Here is a 15495-nt window from a genome sequence, read left to right as displayed (position 1 = left end):
GTGAATAACAGCAGCAACACACCGCCGGGAGCACCACGCACCCACCAGGAGGCAGACCATGTCAGGACCCCGCCCCGTCCGAGCGCCGCGCGGCACGGAACCGAGCGCCCTGGGATGGCAGCAGGAAGCCGCCCTGCGGATGCTGCAGAACAACCTCGACCCGGAGGTCGCCGAGCACCCCGACAAGCTCGTCGTCTACGGCGGCACCGGCAAGGCGGCACGCGACTGGCGCTCCTTCGACGCGATGGTGCGGACGCTGCGCGGGCTCAAGCAGGACGAGACGATGCTCGTCCAGTCCGGCCGCCCCGTCGGCGTCATGCAGACCCACGAGTGGGCCCCGCGCGTCCTCATCGCCAACTCCAACCTCGTCGGCGACTGGGCCACCTGGGAGGAGTTCCGCCGCCTGGAGGCCCTCGGCCTGACCATGTACGGCCAGATGACCGCCGGCTCCTGGATCTACATCGGCACCCAGGGCATCCTCCAGGGCACCTACGAGACCTTCGCCGCCGTCGCCGCGAAGAAGTTCGACGGCACCCTCGCGGGGACCATCACCCTCACCGCCGGTCTCGGCGGCATGGGCGGCGCCCAGCCGCTCGCCGTGACGATGAACGACGGTGTGGCGATCTGCATCGACTGCGACCCGCGCGCCATCGAGCGGCGCATCGAGCACCGGTACCTCGATGTGAAGGCCGACTCGCTGGACCACGCGCTGCACCTCGCCGTGGAGGCCCGTGACGCCCGCCGGCCGCTGTCCATCGGCGTCCTCGGCAACGCCGCCGAGCTGCTGCCGCGGCTGCTCGCCATGGGCGCCCCGATCGACATCGTGACCGACCAGACCTCCGCCCACGACCCGCTGGCCTACCTGCCCCTCGGCCTGGCCTTCGAGGACATGGCCGACGCCGCCGCCAAGGACCCGGCCGGATTCACCACCCGGGCCCGCGAGTCCATGGCCCGGCACGTCGAGGCCATGGTCGGCTTCATGGACGCCGGCGCCGAGGTCTTCGACTACGGCAACTCCATCCGCGGCGAGGCCCGGCTCGCCGGATACGACCGGGCCTTCGCCTTCCCTGGCTTCGTCCCCGCCTACATCCGCCCGCTGTTCTGCGAGGGCAAGGGCCCCTTCCGCTGGGCCGCGCTGTCCGGCGAGGCCTCCGACATCGCGAAGACCGACAAGGCGATCCTCGACCTCTTCCCGGAGAACGAGTCCCTGGCCCGCTGGATCCGCATGGCGGGGGAGCGGGTCCACTTCCAGGGCCTGCCCGCCCGTATCTGCTGGCTGGGCTACGGCGAGCGGGACAAGGCCGGTGAGCGGTTCAACGACATGGTCGCGAGCGGGGAGCTGGCCGCGCCGGTCGTCATCGGCCGCGACCATCTCGACTGCGGATCCGTCGCGTCCCCCTACCGGGAGACCGAGGCCATGCTCGACGGGTCCGACGCGATCGCCGACTGGCCGCTGCTGAACGCGATGGTGAACGTGGCGTCCGGGGCGTCCTGGGTGTCCCTGCACCACGGGGGCGGCGTCGGCATGGGGCGGTCGATCCACGCGGGGCAGGTGACGGTGGCCGACGGCACGAAGCTGGCCGGGGAGAAGATCCGCCGGGTCCTCACGAACGACCCCGGCATGGGCGTCATCCGGCATGTCGACGCCGGGTACGACATCGCGGAGTCGGTCGCTCAGGACAAGGGCGTCCGTGTCCCGATGCGCGAGGGTGACGAGGCGTGACGCAGGAACCCGCCGGCCCGCGGCCGGACCCCACCGGCACCGGTGGCTCCTTCCACCGGATGTGGCGCGAGCTGCTCCCGCTCGGCCGCCACCCCGCCTCCTGCGGCTACCGGCGCTTCGCCTGGAGCGGTGTCGACGGTGACTGCCGGGCCTGGTTCCAGGAGCAGGCCCGGGCGCGCGGCCTCACCTGTGAGACCGACCGGAACGGCAACCAGTGGGCCTGGCTCGGCGACCCCGCCGCCGGGGACGCCGTCGTCACCGGGTCGCATCTCGACTCCGTGCCGGACGGCGGGGCCTTCGACGGGCCCCTCGGCGTGGTGTCCGCCTTCGCGGCGCTGGACGAACTGCGCGGCCGCGACGCGCGGTTCACCCGCCCGCTGGGCATCGTGAACTTCGGCGACGAGGAGGGCGCCCGGTTCGGGCTCGCCTGCGTCGGATCCCGGCTCACCGCCGGACAGCTCACCCGCGAGCAGGCGCACCGGCTCACCGACGGCGAGGGCGTGACGCTGCCGCGCGCCATGGAGGCCGCCGGATACGACCCCGACGCCATCGGGCCCGACCCCGAACGGCTCGCCCGTATCGGCTCCTTCGTCGAACTCCACGTCGAGCAGGGCCGGGCCCTGGACCTGTCCGGCGACCGGGTCGGCATCGCCAGCGCGATCTGGCCGCACGGCCGGTGGCGGTTCGACTTCCGGGGCGAGGCCAACCACGCCGGCACCACCCGGCTCGCCGACCGGCGCGACCCCATGCTGTCCTACGCCGAGACCGTCCTCGCCGCCCGCCGTGAGGCCCGACTCGCCGGTGCTGTCGCCACCTTCGGCAAGATCGCCGTCGAACCGAACGGCGTCAACGCCATCCCCTCCCTCGTACGCGGCTGGCTCGACTCGCGTGCCGCCGACCAGGACAGCCTGGACGCCGTGGTCACCGGTGTGGAGAAGGCGGCCGGGGAGTACGCGGCCGCCCACGGCGTCGAGCTGGCCGTCGTCCGTGAGTCCTTCACCCCCGTCGTCGAGTTCGACCACGCCCTGCGCGACGAACTCGCCCGTATCCTCGGCAAGGACACCGGCCTCACGGTCCCCGTCCTCGGCACCGGCGCCGGACACGACGCCGGGATCCTGTCCGGGAGCATCCCGACCGCCATGCTGTTCGTGCGCAACCCCACCGGCGTCTCCCACTCCCCGGCCGAGTCCGCCACCGAGGACGACTGCGTGGCCGGGGTACTCGCCCTCGCCGACGTACTGGAAGGACTGGCCTGCACGTGACGCCCGCCCAGCAGACCCGTACCTACTGGCTGGAACACGCCTGGCTCGGCACGCACGTCGAGCCCGGCGTCGCCCTCGACGTCCACGACGGCCGCATCACCGCAGTCCGGACCGAGGTCACCACCCCGCCCCCCGGCGCCGAGGTCCTGCGCGGCCTCACCCTCCCCGGGCTGGCCAACGCCCACAGCCACGCCTTCCACCGGGCCCTGCGCGGCACCGTCCAGGTCGGCTCCGGAACCTTCTGGACCTGGCGCGAGGTCATGTACGCCACGGCCGCCCGGCTCACCCCGGAGACCTACCACGCCCTGGCCCGCGCCGTGTACGCCGAGATGGCCCTGGCCGGCATCACGGCGGTCGGCGAGTTCCACTACGTCCACCACGCCCCCGGCGGTGTCCCCTACGCCGACCCCAACGCGATGGGCGAGGCCCTGATCGCGGCCGCCGCCGAAGCCGGGATCCGCATCACCCTCCTCGACACCGCCTATCTCTCCTCCGGCTTCGGACAGCCGCCCACCGCCCAGCAGCTCCGCTTCTCCGACGGCACGGCGGACGCCTGGGCCGAACGCTGTTCACTTCTCAAGGAACGGGATCACGCGCGGATCGGAGCGGCGATCCACTCCGTACGGGCCGTGCCCGCCGACCAGCTGGCGACCGTCGCGCGGTGGGCCGAGGAACGGCGGGCCCGGCTGCATGTGCACCTGTCGGAGCAGACCGCCGAGAACGAGGCCTGCCTGGAGATCCACGGGTGCACTCCGACGCAGCTGCTCGCCCTGCACGGCGTCCTCGGGCCGCGCACGACCGGCGTCCACAACACCCACCTCACCGCCGAGGACGTCTCCCTCATCGGCGGCAGCGGCACCGGCACCTGCATGTGCCCCACCACCGAGCGGGACCTGGCCGACGGCATCGGGCCCGCGGCCGCGCTGCAGAACGAGGGCTCCCCGCTCTCCCTCGGCTCCGACAGCCACGCGGTGATCGACCTGCTCGAAGAGGCGCGCGCGATGGAGCTCAACGAGCGCCTGCGCACCCGCACCCGAGGTCACTGGACGGCCGCGGCCCTGCTGCGGGCGGCCTCGGCCGACGGGCACGCGGCCCTCGGCTGGGCGGACGCGGGCGCCCTGGAGCCCGGCGCGCTCGCCGACTTCACGACGGTCGCCCTCGACTCGGTCAGAACGGCTGGGCCGCTTCCGCGGCTCGGGGCCGAGACGGCCGTATTCGCCGCGTCGGCAGCAGACGTGTCGCACACGGTCGTGGGAGGTCGGCACGTCGTGCGGGACGGGGTCCACTCACTCGTACCGGATGTGCCGAAAGCCCTCGCGGACGCCGTCGAAGCCCTGCGCGGATGACCGCGGGCCGCACACCCGCGCGGCCCGCCTCCGCCCCCGAACCCGACCCCACCGCCGACCAGGCCACCAAGGACGCCATGAGCAACGCGACGACCGTCAGCCCCGCCCACTCCGCGAGCACCGCAAGCACGCTCATCACGAACATCGCCAGCCTGGTCACCAACGACCCCTCCCTCGGTGACAAATCCCCCCTTGGACTGGTCCAGGACGCGGCCGTCGTCATCGAAGGCGACCGCGTCGTGTGGACCGGTGATCAAAGCAAAGCACCCGCCACTGACAATCGGGTCGACGCAGGTGGCAGGGCGGTCCTCCCGGGCTTCGTCGACTCCCACTCCCACCTCGTCTTCGCGGGCGACCGGACGCAGGAGTTCAACGCCCGCATGTCGGGGAGGCCGTACAGCGCGGGCGGCATCCGCACGACCGTCGCCGCCACCCGCGCCGCGAGCGACGCGGAACTCGAGGCCAACCTCACGCGTTACCTCCGCGAGGCGCTGCACCAGGGCACCACGACCTTCGAGACCAAGTCCGGCTACGGCCTGACCGCCGAGGACGAGGCCCGGGCCCTGCGCGTCGCCGCCGCCCACACCGACGAGGTCACCTACCTCGGCGCCCACATCGTCGCTCCCGAGTTCGCCGAGGACCCGGCCGGCTACGTCGCGCTCGTCACCGGCGAGATGCTCGACGCCTGCGCCCCGTACGCCCGCTGGATCGACGTCTTCTGCGAGAAGGGCGCCTTCGACGGCGACCAGGCCCGCGCGATCCTCACCGCCGGCAAGGAACGCGGCCTGCACCCCCGTATCCACGCCAACCAGCTCTCGTACGGCCCTGGCGTACAGCTCGCCGTCGAGCTCGACGCGGCCAGCGCCGACCACTGCACCCATCTGACCGACGCGGACGTGGACGCCCTGGCGAACAGCCGTACGGTCGCCACCCTGCTGCCCGGCGCCGAGTTCTCCACGCGGGCCGAGTGGCCGGACGCCCGCCGCCTCCTCGACGCGGGCGCCACCGTGGCCCTGTCCACCGACTGCAACCCGGGCTCGTCCTTCACGTCCTCCGTCCCGTTCTGCGTCGCGCTCGCCGTACGGGACATGGGCATGACCCCGGACGAGGCCGTCTGGTCGGCCACGGCGGGCGGCGCGGCGGCCCTGCGGCGCACCGACATCGGCCGCATCACCCCGGGCGCGTACGCCGACCTGACGCTTCTCGACGCCCCGAGCCACGTCCACCTGGCCTACCGCCCCGGCGTCCCCCTGGTCACCGGAGTCTGGCGGCGCGGCGAAAGGGTGCTCTGACGACCCGCGTCTACGGAGGAGTGGGACGGATGACAAAGCACTGGCCGGCACCGCTCCTGGTGAACCTGCTGCTCGGGATCCCGGCGGTGGTGCCGATCTGGTTGCTGTGGTACCTCGCGGTGAACTGGCCGCTCGCCGAACTCGGGCTGACGGTGCGGGAACCCACGGAGAACGACGGCATGGCCCTCTGGCTCGTGATCGTCGTTCCCGTCGTCGCGCTGTTCGGCCTGCTCTGGTGGCTGGCCAACAGTCCCCTCCGGCGCCGGACGACGCTGGCTCCGCGTGCGTACTGGGTGCTGAGCGTTCTGGCCCCCCTCCTCCCCACGGCCGTCCTCGTCCTCGTCTCCTGAGAAAGAACAGCACTGCGAGGGCGTGGTGCGCTGGGGCGGGCCATGGCACGCGCCCGCGCACTGCGAGGGCGTGGTGCGCTGGGGCGGGCCATGGCACGCGCCCGGGGGCGGACCGTTCGGTCCGCCCCCGAAGGACACGTCACCCGGCAGGGATCACACGAGGATCACTCCTCGACGGTCAGCCCCTTGCGCAGCCGTACCAGCGTCCGCGACAGCAGTCGCGACACGTGCATCTGCGAGATGCCCAGTTCCTCGCCGATCTCCGACTGCGTCAGACCCGCGACGAAACGCAGGGACAGGATCTTCCGGTCGCGCGGCGGGAGTTCGGCGATCAGCGGCTTCAACGACTCGACGTACTCGATGCCTTCGAGTCCGTGGTCCTCGTAGCCGATGCGGTCCGCGAGCGCGCCCTCGGAGTCGTCCTCCTCCGGCTGGGCGTCCAGCGAGGAGGCGGTGTAGGCGTTCGAGGCGGCCATGCCCTCGACGACCTCGTCCTTGGACAGGCCCAGCCGCTCGGCCAGTTCCGTCACCGTCGGGGCGCGGTCCAGCTTCTGCGCCAGCTCGTCACCGGCCTTGGCCAGGTCGAGCCGGAGCTCCTGGAGCCGTCGCGGCACGCGCACGGACCACGAGGTGTCGCGGAAGAAGCGCTTGATCTCGCCGACGATCGTCGGCATCGCGAACGTGGGGAACTCGACACCCCGGGAGAGTTCGAACCGGTCGATCGCCTTGATCAGGCCGATCGTGCCGACCTGGATGATGTCCTCCATCGGCTCGCTGCGGGAGCGGAACCGGGAAGCGGCGAACTTGACCAGCGCGAGATTCAGTTCGACAAGCGTGTTGCGGACGTACGAGTACTCGTGCGTGCCTTCCTCCAGCGCTTCGAGGCGCTCGAAGAGGGTCTTGGACAGAGCCCGTGCGTCGACCGCGCCGACCTGCTCGTACGGGGGGATGTCCGGAAGTCCGGCGAGAACGTCGTCTTGTGTGACGAGCGTCTCGTCCTGCTCGATGGGATCCAGATGTTCCGGAGGGGGTGTCGACGTCGCTTTCTGGGTACGCGATGCGTCGAGCCGGGGTGACATGATGTCCTCCATCGTTCTCGGCATAAGGCTGCCGGAGCCATTACGTGCACTGCGGTGTGCGGCGCCTCCAAAGCCGGCCGTCTGTCGGGTACGTGTCCTTACTAGGCCTACCCGCTTTCCTGAGCCCACCGCAAGTGCGTTCTGTGGGCATATGTCCGTTTGTGTGTAGTTGTTCGGGTGTCGAAGCGTGTCAGGAAGGCGTAGTGTTCGAGGGCGTCAGCAAGCAGCCTCGACGTCAGGAGAGAGAGACGGCATGGACCGCGGGACGGTCGGCAGCGCACAGTCTGGCCGGCTTCTGGTGGAGGTGCGGGAAGAGGGCTCTAGTGCCGTCGTGACCCCGGCGGGTGAGTTGGATCACCACACCGCCGATTTGTTGCGTGAGCCACTCGAGGACTGCCTCGCCAAGGGATTCAAGCGCCTGGTCATCGACTGCGCGCGCCTGGAGTTCTGCGACTCCACGGGGCTGAATGTGCTCCTCGGTGCACGGCTGAAGGCGGAGGCCGCCGGTGGCGGCGTGACCCTCGCCGGGATGCAGCCGGTGGTGGCGCGCGTATTCGAGATCACGGGCGCGGACGCGGTCTTCACCGTCCACGACACGCTCGAGGCGGCCCTGGCCGACGAGTCGAGCTGAGCGGCGGTGCGTCGGCGCGCCGAGCCTCGGCCTTCCCCCTGTGACCGACGTCCTATGTCCGTCACGCCTTTCGTGCCGAATCCGGGGGTGTTCCGCCGGGACGCCAGGGCAGGAGACATCCTGAACCTGTTGGCTGCCGGGGTGGTGGGGGTGCCGCGAAACCGATGTGCCGCGCACTGCGTGACTGACTGTGTACAGAATCTTTTGAATCGTGAACTGGTGAATCGGTGAGGTGAAGCGCTGATGAGCACCACCCGGCCTTACCCGCCGGGCGACCGCGGGCCGGAGCCCGGCGGCGCTTCCGGGGCGTCCGAGGGTGGCGTACCGGCGGCCACGGCGTCCGGCGAGGGCGCGGGCGCGCCGTCCGGAGCCGCGGCGCCGCCGGGGGGTCGGCAGGTGCGCCGGCTGAGCTTCGACGGGGAGAGCGGTGTCGTTCCGCTCGCCCGCGATTTCACCCGCCAGGCGCTGTACGCGTGGGGCTGGCTGCCGGCCGCCTCCGCCGACCAGCGGGCCGCCGCCGAGGATGTGCTGCTCGTCGTCTCCGAGCTGGTCACCAATGCCTGCCTGCACGCCGAGGGGCCGGACCAGTTGTGGATCACCTGCGACAACAAGGTGATCCGCCTCGAGGTCGCCGACAAGGGCACCGGGCAGCCGGCACCCCGTAATCCGCACCGGGCGGGGCGTCCGGGCGGCCACGGCATGTTCATCGTCCAGCGGCTGTGCCTGGACTGGGGTGTCGTGCGCACGCCGGGAGTCGCCGGCAAGACGGTGTGGGCGGAACTGGGCGCGCCTGCCTGACCGGGTCCCCGTACCCACGGATTCTCCGCCGTACATCCCCTCATACGTCACTCACCGCGCGCCGGATCGCCACAGATCCGGCGCGCTCCGTGTCTTCCTTCCTCAAGGCCCCGGGCGTACCTTGACGGCCCGATCTGATGCGCCGTCAGGAAACAGGAAGGGGAGTGGCACCGTGTCGTACCGGAACCGAACCGCCGCGCTCGCGTCCGCCGCGGCCCTGGCCGGCTCGGCGGTGTTGATGGCCGCCCCCGTGGCCCGGGCCGAGGTCGTCGACGTCAACTACCAGTGCAAGACGCCGATCGGCGACAAGAGCGCCGTCTCGCCCATCGACATCAAGGGCGTCGAGGACGGCGACGGCTACAAGATCACCATGTCCTGGCAGAAGGGCGTCTCCTCCAGCCCGGTCGAACTGGGCAAGGGGGCGATGACCCCGAGCGCCACGATCGCCCTGGGCGGCGCCGACAACGGCACCCTGACGGTGACCGGACCCGCCAACGACGCCGCTCTTCCGGCCAACACCCCGATCAAGATCAACGACCTGAGCGGGACGTACCTGCCGAAGAAGAGCGGCGAGGTCACCTTCACGGCCGGTGTGCTCACCATCAAGGCGCTCGGTACGACGACCACATGCACCCCGACGAACGACCCGGGCCCGTCCCTGACCCTCGACGTCAAGGCCGCGAGCGGCGGCGGCACCGGCTCCGCCCAGGGCGGCGGCTCCGGGGCCGGCCCGGACACCGGCGCCGGGCTTCCGCAGACCGGGCCCGAGGACTCGGCCATTGCCCTCGGCACCCTCGGCGGGACGGTCCTGCTCGCCGGCGCGGCGGGCGCCCTGTGGCTGACACGACGTCACCAGAGCACCCGCGCCCGCCACTGAGCATGCCCGGGACGTTCGCAGGAGCCGCCGCCCGCCCGCCGGGCACGCCTGCCGGAGCGGCCGCCGCCCAGGGGCGGCCCGTCCGGCTGCCGCCGTTGGCGCGGGCGCGAGCGAACGCCGCTGAGCGCGGGTCCGTGCGCCCGCACGGGCGCCCGTTGGAGCCGGTTGCTCGGGCTGTCGATGCTGTGCGTAGGGCCGGGGGCCTGCTGGGGGCGACACCGTGCGCATGGCCTGGGCGTCTGGTGGAGTCGGCTGCTCGGACCGCCGATGCCGTGGGCCCGTCCGGATGCTTGCTGGAAGCGACGCCGGCCGCCCGCCTCGGACGCCTGGTGGAGCTGACCGCTCGGGTCGTGGATGCCGTGCGCCCGCACGGGCGCCCGTTGGAGCCGGCGCACGCAGGCCCCGGACGCCCTCTGGAGTCGGCTGCTCCGGCCGCCGAGGGTGGGTGCCTGCCCGGACGACCGCTGGAGCCGCCGATGTCGTGCGTCGCACGTCTTCCGTACCTGTTGCTGTCGGTTCTGCTGGTGTTTGTGATGGTTCTGGCGGCGGCCGGGCCCGTCGGGGCGGTGGATCGGCCCCGGGTCGAGTTGTCCAAGGCGCAGGCCGGGGCGGGCGGTTCGGTCACTGTCAGCGGCAGTGGCTGGCGGGCGCGTGCCCTGCTGACGCTGCTGGTCTGCGGGCAGGCCGAGCCGGACCGGGGCGTGACCGGGGGCACCAACTCCTGTGCCAACGCCGACGGCCGGGCCGTCACCACCGACGCCGAAGGACGCTTCCGCCGCGCACTGCCCGTCGTCGAGCCACCGGTGCCGTGCCCCTGCGTGGTGCACGTGGAGACGGTGACCGGAGCCGGTGCCGAGGCCGACGCGGCCCTCCAGGTCGCCGGGCACACGGTCGAGCCGCTGCCCGCGGAACGGTCCGGCGGGCGGCTCTCCCTGCTCGCTGACACCCGGCTGCGGGGCTCCGGCGGGCTGCTGACCTGGTTCGGCTCCCCGCCCGCCCGGACCCTCGAGGTCACCGTCGGCAACGTCGGCACGTCCCCCGTGAAGAACCCCGTCTTCCAGGTCGGCACCGCCCACGGCGTGTTCGCCCCGCAGTGGCAGGACCAGCGATGGCGCGGCACGATCCGGCCCGGCGGCGAGGCCCGCGTCGAGCTGCCCGTGGAGCTCGCGGCCGGGGCGCACGGCGACTACACGGTGTCCCTGAAGTACGGCGGCAAGGTCCTCGCCGAACACCCCTGGGGAGTGGGCCGCCCCTGGGGCGTGACCCTGTTCTGGGTCCTGGTCCTCCTGGTCGTACCGGCGGCGGTGTTCCGCGCCGGTCTGGCAGTGGTGGACCATCTACGGCCTCGCCAACCCGGCCACGCGGCCCGCCCGGCCCGTCGCACGGGGCTGCCCGTGCCGCTGCCGCACCTGCCGAGGAAGCGTGCAGGGACGCGCACCCCCTCCGCGGCCCCGGCCCTGCCCTGGGTCACCCCCGACGCCGGCCCGGAGGACGAGGAACGGTCCTCCGCGTCGTACGGGAAGGATCCGACGACGCGGGCCTGACGGGCGCGAACGTGCTCGCGCACGCGAAAGGGCCGCCGTACCCCGAGGGTGCGGCGGCCCTTGCGTCATGGCCCGGCCGGGCGGCTCAGCGGACGTCGCCCATGAGCTCCTTGACCTTCTTGCGGTACATCCACACCGCGCCACCGGCGAGGACGGCGAGCGTGGCCTCCAGAGCCACGATGCCCGTCTTGTTCAGGTCGACCCCGGCGATGGAGAGCAGACCGGTCGTGGCGTCACCGGCGGTGACGGCCAGGAACCAGACGCCCATCATCTGCGAGGCGTACTTCGCGGGAGCCATCTTCGTCGTCACCGACAGGCCGACCGGGGAGAGCAGCAGCTCACCGACGGTCTGCGTGAAGTAGATCGCCACCAGCCACAGCGCCGCCGCCTTGTGACCGCCCTCGGCGATCGACAGCGGGGCCAGGAAGAGGAAGAAGGACGCGCCGACCAGGACCAGACCCGAGCCGAACTTCACGATCGTGCTCGGCTCCTTGCCGCGCCGGTTCAGCGCCAGCCAGAACCACGCGAAGACCGGGGCCAGCGCCATGATCAGGACCGGGTTGACCGACTGGTACCAGGAGACCGGGAACCCCCAGCCGAAGACGCTGTTCTCGGCGGAGGAGTCCGCGAAGATCGACAGCGTCGAGCCGCCCTGGTCGTAGATCATCCAGAACACGGCCGCGGCCAGGAAGAACCAGACGTACGCGGACATCTTCGACTGCTCGGCGTGGTCCAGGTCCTTGTCGCGCTTGATGCGGACCAGGACCATCGTCGGGATGATCACGCCCAGCAGGGTCAGCGGGACCAGGATCCAGTTGAGCGTGTAGTGGCCGGAGAAGCCGGCGATCGCGTAGAAGACGACCGCGATACCGGCCCAGATCGCCGCCTTGCGCAGCGTCGAGGCCTTCTCCTCGCCGGACAGCGGCGTCGGGACGACGCTGGAGCGCTCGGCCAGGTTGCGCGAGCCGATCAGGAACTGGACGAGACCCAGCGCCATGCCGAGCGCGGCGAGCGCGAAGCCCAGGTGCCAGTCGACGCTCTCACCGATGGTGCCGATGATCAGCGGCGCCGCGAAGGCACCGAGGTTGATGCCCATGTAGAAGACGGTGAAGCCACCGTCGCGGCGCGGGTCGTCCGGTCCGTCGTAGAGGTGGCCGACCATCGTCGAGATGTTGGCCTTCAGCAGACCCGAACCGATCGCGACCAGGCCGAGGCCGGCGTAGAAGGTGCCGGAGGAGGGCAGGGCCAGCGTGAGGTGGCCGAGCATGATGATTCCGCCGGCGATGGCGACCGTCTTGCGCGGCCCCCAGACGCGGTCGCCGAACCAGCCGCCGGGCATGGTGAGCAGGTACACCAGCGACACGTACACGGAGTAGATCGCCGTCGCCGTGCCCGCGGGCAGGTGCAGGCCACCCGGGGCCACCAGGTACAGCGGGAGCAGGGCCCTCATGCCGTAGTAGGAGAACCTCTCCCACATCTCGGTCATGAAGAGAGTGGCCAGTCCGCGGGGGTGGCCGAAGAAGGTCTTCTCGGAGCCGGGGGTGCCCGGACGGGCCGAGTCCTTCGTCAGGCTGGACGCCATGGTCGTTCCTTGCTGGTCGGGACGCGCCCCGCGACAGCGGTGGTGCGCCCGGTGGGGAGCTGCCGGCACCGGTGCGTACGGCCGTCCGCCCGACGCCTACGGGGGTCCGCTCCGGGTGACGGAGCGGTGGGCGGTCGCCACCGGGATCCACGCCTCTACGCGCGTCGCCGCACGACGAGGCCCGACACAAAAGAGACCTTCGAGGCAGAGGGCCTCAGAAGGTCGCCTAGGGCTACAGGCGTTGATTCACCATACGGCAGGACACGGCCGCATATGGAAGGACTTGAGAGGAGGATCACAGGTGTCGGGGGAACCGTGAGCCCCGTTTCCAAGGTCCTTACCAGGATCGCACCCCACAGGCAGAGGTTTGTCCGCGTTCCCCCGGAACGTAAGAAGCGGGTATGCCAACGGTAAGAATCAAGGCTTCCGGTCACACCCCAGCTCAGGGCGTCGCAGGTCTACCATCACTCCATGACCCGTGTACTGCTCGCCGAGGACGACGCGTCCATCTCGGAGCCGCTGGCCCGTGCTCTGCGCCGGGAGGGCTACGAGGTCGAGGTGCGTGAGGACGGCCCCACCGCTCTCGACGCAGGACTTCAGGGCGGCGTCGACCTGGTCGTGCTCGACCTGGGTCTGCCCGGCATGGACGGTCTGGAGGTGGCCCGCCGTCTGCGTGGCGAGGGCCACACCATCCCGATCCTCATCCTGACCGCGCGCGCCGACGAGGTGGACACCGTCGTCGGGCTCGACGCGGGCGCCGACGACTACGTCACCAAGCCCTTCCGGCTCGCCGAGCTGCTCGCCCGCGTCCGGGCCCTGCTGCGGCGCGGCGCCGCCGAGCCGCAGCAGCCGCCCGCCACACACGGCGTGCGCATCGACGTCGAGTCGCACCGCGCCTGGATGGGCGAGGAGGAGCTCCAGCTCACCGCCAAGGAGTTCGACCTGCTGCGGGTGCTGGTGCGCGACGCGGGCCGGGTCGTCACCCGCGACCAGCTGATGCGCGAGGTCTGGGACACGACCTGGTGGTCGTCGACCAAGACCCTCGACATGCACATCTCCTGGCTGCGCAAGAAGCTCGGCGACGACGCGGCCAACCCCCGCTACATCGCCACCGTGCGCGGTGTGGGCTTCCGTTTCGAGAAGAGCTGAGCCACGGGGCAGGCAGGCACGGGTAACAGGACATGCGCCGCCGACTGATCCAGTCCACGCTCGCCGTGGTGCTGGTCGTGATCGCCGTCTTCGGCGTCTCGCTCGTCATCGTCGAGACCCGGACGATCAGCAACAGCGCCCAGGAACGGGTGGAGTCCGAGGCGGTCCGCCTCGCCAGCATCGTCGACAGCCGGCTCTTCGGGGCCCAGCAGGTCGACGCCGAGGTGCTGCGCGAGCAGGTCACCCAGGACCGCTACTACGCGGTGATCCGCCTCCCCGGGGAGGCGCCCATCGAGGTCGGCACCCAGCCGTCCGGTGACGTCATCAGCGCGACCGCGCCCGGCGAGGAGGGCGAGACGGTCACCGTCCAGGAGCCGCGCTCCTCGGTGACCCGCGAGGTCGGCCGGACGCTGCTGATCATCGCGCTGGTCGCGCTGCTGGCGGTGGTGGCCGCGGTGCTGCTGGCGGTCCGCCAGGCGAACCGGCTGGCGTCGCCGCTGACCGACCTCGCGGAGACGGCCGAGCGGCTCGGCTCGGGCGATCCCCGCCCGCGGCACAAGCGGTACGGCGTGCCCGAGCTGGACCGGGTGGCGGACGTGCTGGACGGCTCCGCCGAGCGCATCGCGCGCATGCTCACCGCCGAACGCCGCCTGGCCGCGGACGCCTCCCACCAGCTGCGGACACCGCTCACGGCCCTGTCCATGCGGCTGGAGGAGATCACCCTCACCGACGACCCGGACACGGTGAAGGACGAGGCGACGATCGCGCTCACGCAGGTCGAGCGGCTGACGGACGTCGTCGAGCGGCTGCTGACCAACTCCCGCGATCCGCGCACCGGCTCCGCCGTCACCTTCGACCTCGACGAGGTCATCCAGCAGCAGCTCGCCGAGTGGCGGCCGGCGTACCGCAGCGCGGGCCGGGCGATCGTCAGCTCCGGCAAGCGGCATCTGGAGGCGGTCGGCACGCCCGGCGCGGTCGCGCAGGTGCTGGCCGCGCTGATCGAGAACTCCCTGATGCACGGTGGCGGCACGGTGGCCCTGCGTACCCGCGTCACCGGCAACCAGGCGGTCATCGAGGTCACGGACGAGGGCCCCGGCGTCCCCGCCGACCTGGGCGCACGCATCTTCGAGCGGGCGATCAGCGGCCGGAACTCCACGGGCATCGGCCTGGCCGTCGCCCGCGACCTGGCGGAAGCGGACGGCGGCCGCCTGGAGATGCTCCAGACCAAGCCCCCGGTGTTCGGCCTGTTCCTGTCCCGCACAGCCGCCCAGACGTCGATGACGGACGAGGACGAGCCGATGGTCCGCTAGGGCCGTCCGGGCCCTCCGGCCCTTCGGCGGCCCGTGCGGCTACGGCACCCGCTGCTTGTTCCGCTCCTGCTCCGCCGTCGGGCCGGTGTCCGACGCCGGTGCCCGGGCCGGGAGGGCGACGAAGACCCAGGTGCGGTACGACCAGAACCGGAAGAGCGTGGCGATGCCGATGCCGACGAACTTGAAGATGTTGTTCTGGAGCGGGGTGTTCCAGCCGAAGCCGTAGGTCGCCGCGTACAGCACGCCGTTCTCGATGACCAGGCCCACCGCGCTGAACAGCAGGAACAGGGTCATTTCCCGGGTGCGGCCGGACTTGTCGCGGTCGCGGTACGTGAAGTAGCGGAAGCCGACGTAGTTGAAGATGATCGCGACGACGGTCGCGATGACGCTCGCGCGCACCACCTGGAGGTCGGTGACATGCCGCACCAGGTTGAACACGAGGAGGTTGACCAGCACTCCGGCCCCGCCCACCGCGCCGAATTTGGCGACTTCGCGAACGAGCCGTCGGAGCCGAGAGGCACCATGTCCCATGGTCGTGCAGGCCCCCGTCCC

At 71.6% G+C, this 15495-nt stretch carries 14 protein-coding genes; 11 read left to right on the top strand and 3 right to left on the bottom strand.

Annotated features, from left to right (window positions below):
* Window positions 1–58 precede the first annotated feature (58 nt).
* Genes hutU through OHU35_RS17030 form a run of 5 tightly spaced genes read left to right on the top strand, consistent with a single transcriptional unit; the run spans window position 59 to window position 5973 of the window.
* On the top strand, window positions 59–1723 hold the full coding sequence (hutU, locus tag OHU35_RS17050; RefSeq protein ID WP_359893775.1) for a urocanate hydratase: 1665 nt from the start codon (window positions 59–61) through the stop codon (window positions 1721–1723).
* A 59-nt stretch (window positions 1724–1782) separates the two neighbouring features.
* On the top strand, window positions 1783–2985 hold the full coding sequence (locus OHU35_RS17045) for an allantoate amidohydrolase (RefSeq protein ID WP_405509249.1): 1203 nt from the start codon (window positions 1783–1785) through the stop codon (window positions 2983–2985).
* Window positions 2976–4331 carry a formimidoylglutamate deiminase gene (locus tag OHU35_RS17040; RefSeq protein WP_405509247.1) on the top strand — a complete coding sequence of 452 codons (1356 nt, stop codon included), beginning with the start codon at window positions 2976–2978 and terminating at the stop codon, window positions 4329–4331. Before OHU35_RS17045 ends, OHU35_RS17040 begins: the two co-directional genes overlap by 10 nt.
* On the top strand, window positions 4328–5623 hold the full coding sequence (hutI, locus tag OHU35_RS17035) for an imidazolonepropionase (RefSeq protein WP_189726746.1): 1296 nt from the start codon (window positions 4328–4330) through the stop codon (window positions 5621–5623). The genes OHU35_RS17040 and hutI overlap by 4 nt, the downstream gene beginning before the upstream one ends.
* 29 nt (window positions 5624–5652) lie before the next feature.
* Complete coding sequence (locus tag OHU35_RS17030) at window positions 5653–5973, top strand: hypothetical protein (RefSeq protein ID WP_405505816.1); 321 nt, start codon at window positions 5653–5655, stop codon at window positions 5971–5973.
* Window positions 5974–6137: 164 nt separating this feature from the next.
* Here the strand turns inward: OHU35_RS17030 and OHU35_RS17025 are convergent, their stop codons facing one another.
* A complete protein-coding gene (locus OHU35_RS17025; protein WP_184598226.1) occupies window positions 6138–7064 on the bottom strand; it encodes an RNA polymerase sigma factor SigF in 927 nt (308 codons plus the stop codon).
* Between the two features lie 241 nt (window positions 7065–7305).
* Here OHU35_RS17025 and OHU35_RS17020 point away from each other — a divergent pair, with 241 nt between their 5' ends.
* The 4 genes from OHU35_RS17020 (at window position 7306) to OHU35_RS17005 (ending at window position 10902) form a co-directional block, all read left to right on the top strand.
* Window positions 7306–7683 (top strand): STAS domain-containing protein, encoded by a 378-nt coding sequence (locus OHU35_RS17020; protein ID WP_189726744.1) that lies wholly within the window; start codon window positions 7306–7308, stop codon window positions 7681–7683.
* A 243-nt stretch (window positions 7684–7926) separates the two neighbouring features.
* Window positions 7927–8481: an ATP-binding protein gene (locus OHU35_RS17015; RefSeq protein WP_189726743.1), complete on the top strand. Its 555-nt coding sequence runs from the start codon at window positions 7927–7929 to the stop codon at window positions 8479–8481.
* Window positions 8482–8653: 172 nt separating this feature from the next.
* Window positions 8654–9358, top strand: a complete 705-nt coding sequence (locus OHU35_RS17010; protein WP_405505813.1) for an LPXTG cell wall anchor domain-containing protein — start codon at window positions 8654–8656, stop codon at window positions 9356–9358.
* Between the two features lie 476 nt (window positions 9359–9834).
* Entirely contained in the window at window positions 9835–10902 is a 1068-nt protein-coding gene (locus OHU35_RS17005) for a hypothetical protein (protein ID WP_405505812.1), read from the top strand.
* An 85-nt stretch (window positions 10903–10987) separates the two neighbouring features.
* Here the strand turns inward: OHU35_RS17005 and OHU35_RS17000 are convergent, their stop codons facing one another.
* Window positions 10988–12484 carry an oligopeptide:H+ symporter gene (locus OHU35_RS17000; protein ID WP_189726741.1) on the bottom strand — a complete coding sequence of 499 codons (1497 nt, stop codon included), beginning with the start codon at window positions 12482–12484 and terminating at the stop codon, window positions 10988–10990.
* A 471-nt stretch (window positions 12485–12955) separates the two neighbouring features.
* Between OHU35_RS17000 and OHU35_RS16995 the strand changes: the two genes are divergently transcribed.
* Both OHU35_RS16995 and OHU35_RS16990 read left to right on the top strand, forming a co-directional pair.
* Complete coding sequence (locus tag OHU35_RS16995; RefSeq protein ID WP_189726740.1) at window positions 12956–13633, top strand: response regulator transcription factor; 678 nt, start codon at window positions 12956–12958, stop codon at window positions 13631–13633.
* Between the two features lie 32 nt (window positions 13634–13665).
* Window positions 13666–14943, top strand: a complete 1278-nt coding sequence (locus OHU35_RS16990; RefSeq protein WP_189726739.1) for an ATP-binding protein — start codon at window positions 13666–13668, stop codon at window positions 14941–14943.
* Window positions 14944–14982: 39 nt separating this feature from the next.
* On the opposite strand, the gene OHU35_RS16985 is transcribed toward OHU35_RS16990, so the two are convergent.
* A complete protein-coding gene (locus OHU35_RS16985) occupies window positions 14983–15474 on the bottom strand; it encodes a GtrA family protein (RefSeq protein ID WP_189726738.1) in 492 nt (163 codons plus the stop codon).
* Window positions 15475–15495 lie beyond the last annotated feature (21 nt).

Origin of the sequence: Streptomyces purpurascens (assembly GCF_045040895.1) — a bacterium.
Lineage (GTDB): Bacteria > Actinomycetota > Actinomycetes > Streptomycetales > Streptomycetaceae > Streptomyces > Streptomyces purpurascens.
Note: the sequence above shows the minus strand (reverse complement) of the source record. Positions and strands in the feature narration are given on the sequence as shown.

Bases quoted from the DNA above. Each gene is read 5' to 3' on its own strand.
- OHU35_RS17015 (WP_189726743.1), top strand. From the start codon at position 7,927: ATGAGCACCACCCGGCCTTACCCGCCGGGCGACCGCGGGCCGGAGCCC.
- OHU35_RS17030 (WP_405505816.1), top strand. From the start codon at position 5,653: ATGACAAAGCACTGGCCGGCACCGCTCCTGGTGAACCTGCTGCTCGGG.
- OHU35_RS17025 (WP_184598226.1), bottom strand. From the start codon at position 7,064: ATGGAGGACATCATGTCACCCCGGCTCGACGCATCGCGTACCCAGAAA.
- OHU35_RS16990 (WP_189726739.1), top strand. From the start codon at position 13,666: ATGCGCCGCCGACTGATCCAGTCCACGCTCGCCGTGGTGCTGGTCGTG.
- hutU (WP_359893775.1), top strand. From the start codon at position 59: ATGTCAGGACCCCGCCCCGTCCGAGCGCCGCGCGGCACGGAACCGAGC.
- OHU35_RS16995 (WP_189726740.1), top strand. From the start codon at position 12,956: ATGACCCGTGTACTGCTCGCCGAGGACGACGCGTCCATCTCGGAGCCG.
- hutI (WP_189726746.1), top strand. From the start codon at position 4,328: ATGACCGCGGGCCGCACACCCGCGCGGCCCGCCTCCGCCCCCGAACCC.
- OHU35_RS17045 (WP_405509249.1), top strand. From the start codon at position 1,783: ATGTGGCGCGAGCTGCTCCCGCTCGGCCGCCACCCCGCCTCCTGCGGC.
- OHU35_RS17020 (WP_189726744.1), top strand. From the start codon at position 7,306: ATGGACCGCGGGACGGTCGGCAGCGCACAGTCTGGCCGGCTTCTGGTG.
- OHU35_RS16985 (WP_189726738.1), bottom strand. From the start codon at position 15,474: ATGGGACATGGTGCCTCTCGGCTCCGACGGCTCGTTCGCGAAGTCGCC.
- OHU35_RS17000 (WP_189726741.1), bottom strand. From the start codon at position 12,484: ATGGCGTCCAGCCTGACGAAGGACTCGGCCCGTCCGGGCACCCCCGGC.
- OHU35_RS17005 (WP_405505812.1), top strand. From the start codon at position 9,835: ATGTCGTGCGTCGCACGTCTTCCGTACCTGTTGCTGTCGGTTCTGCTG.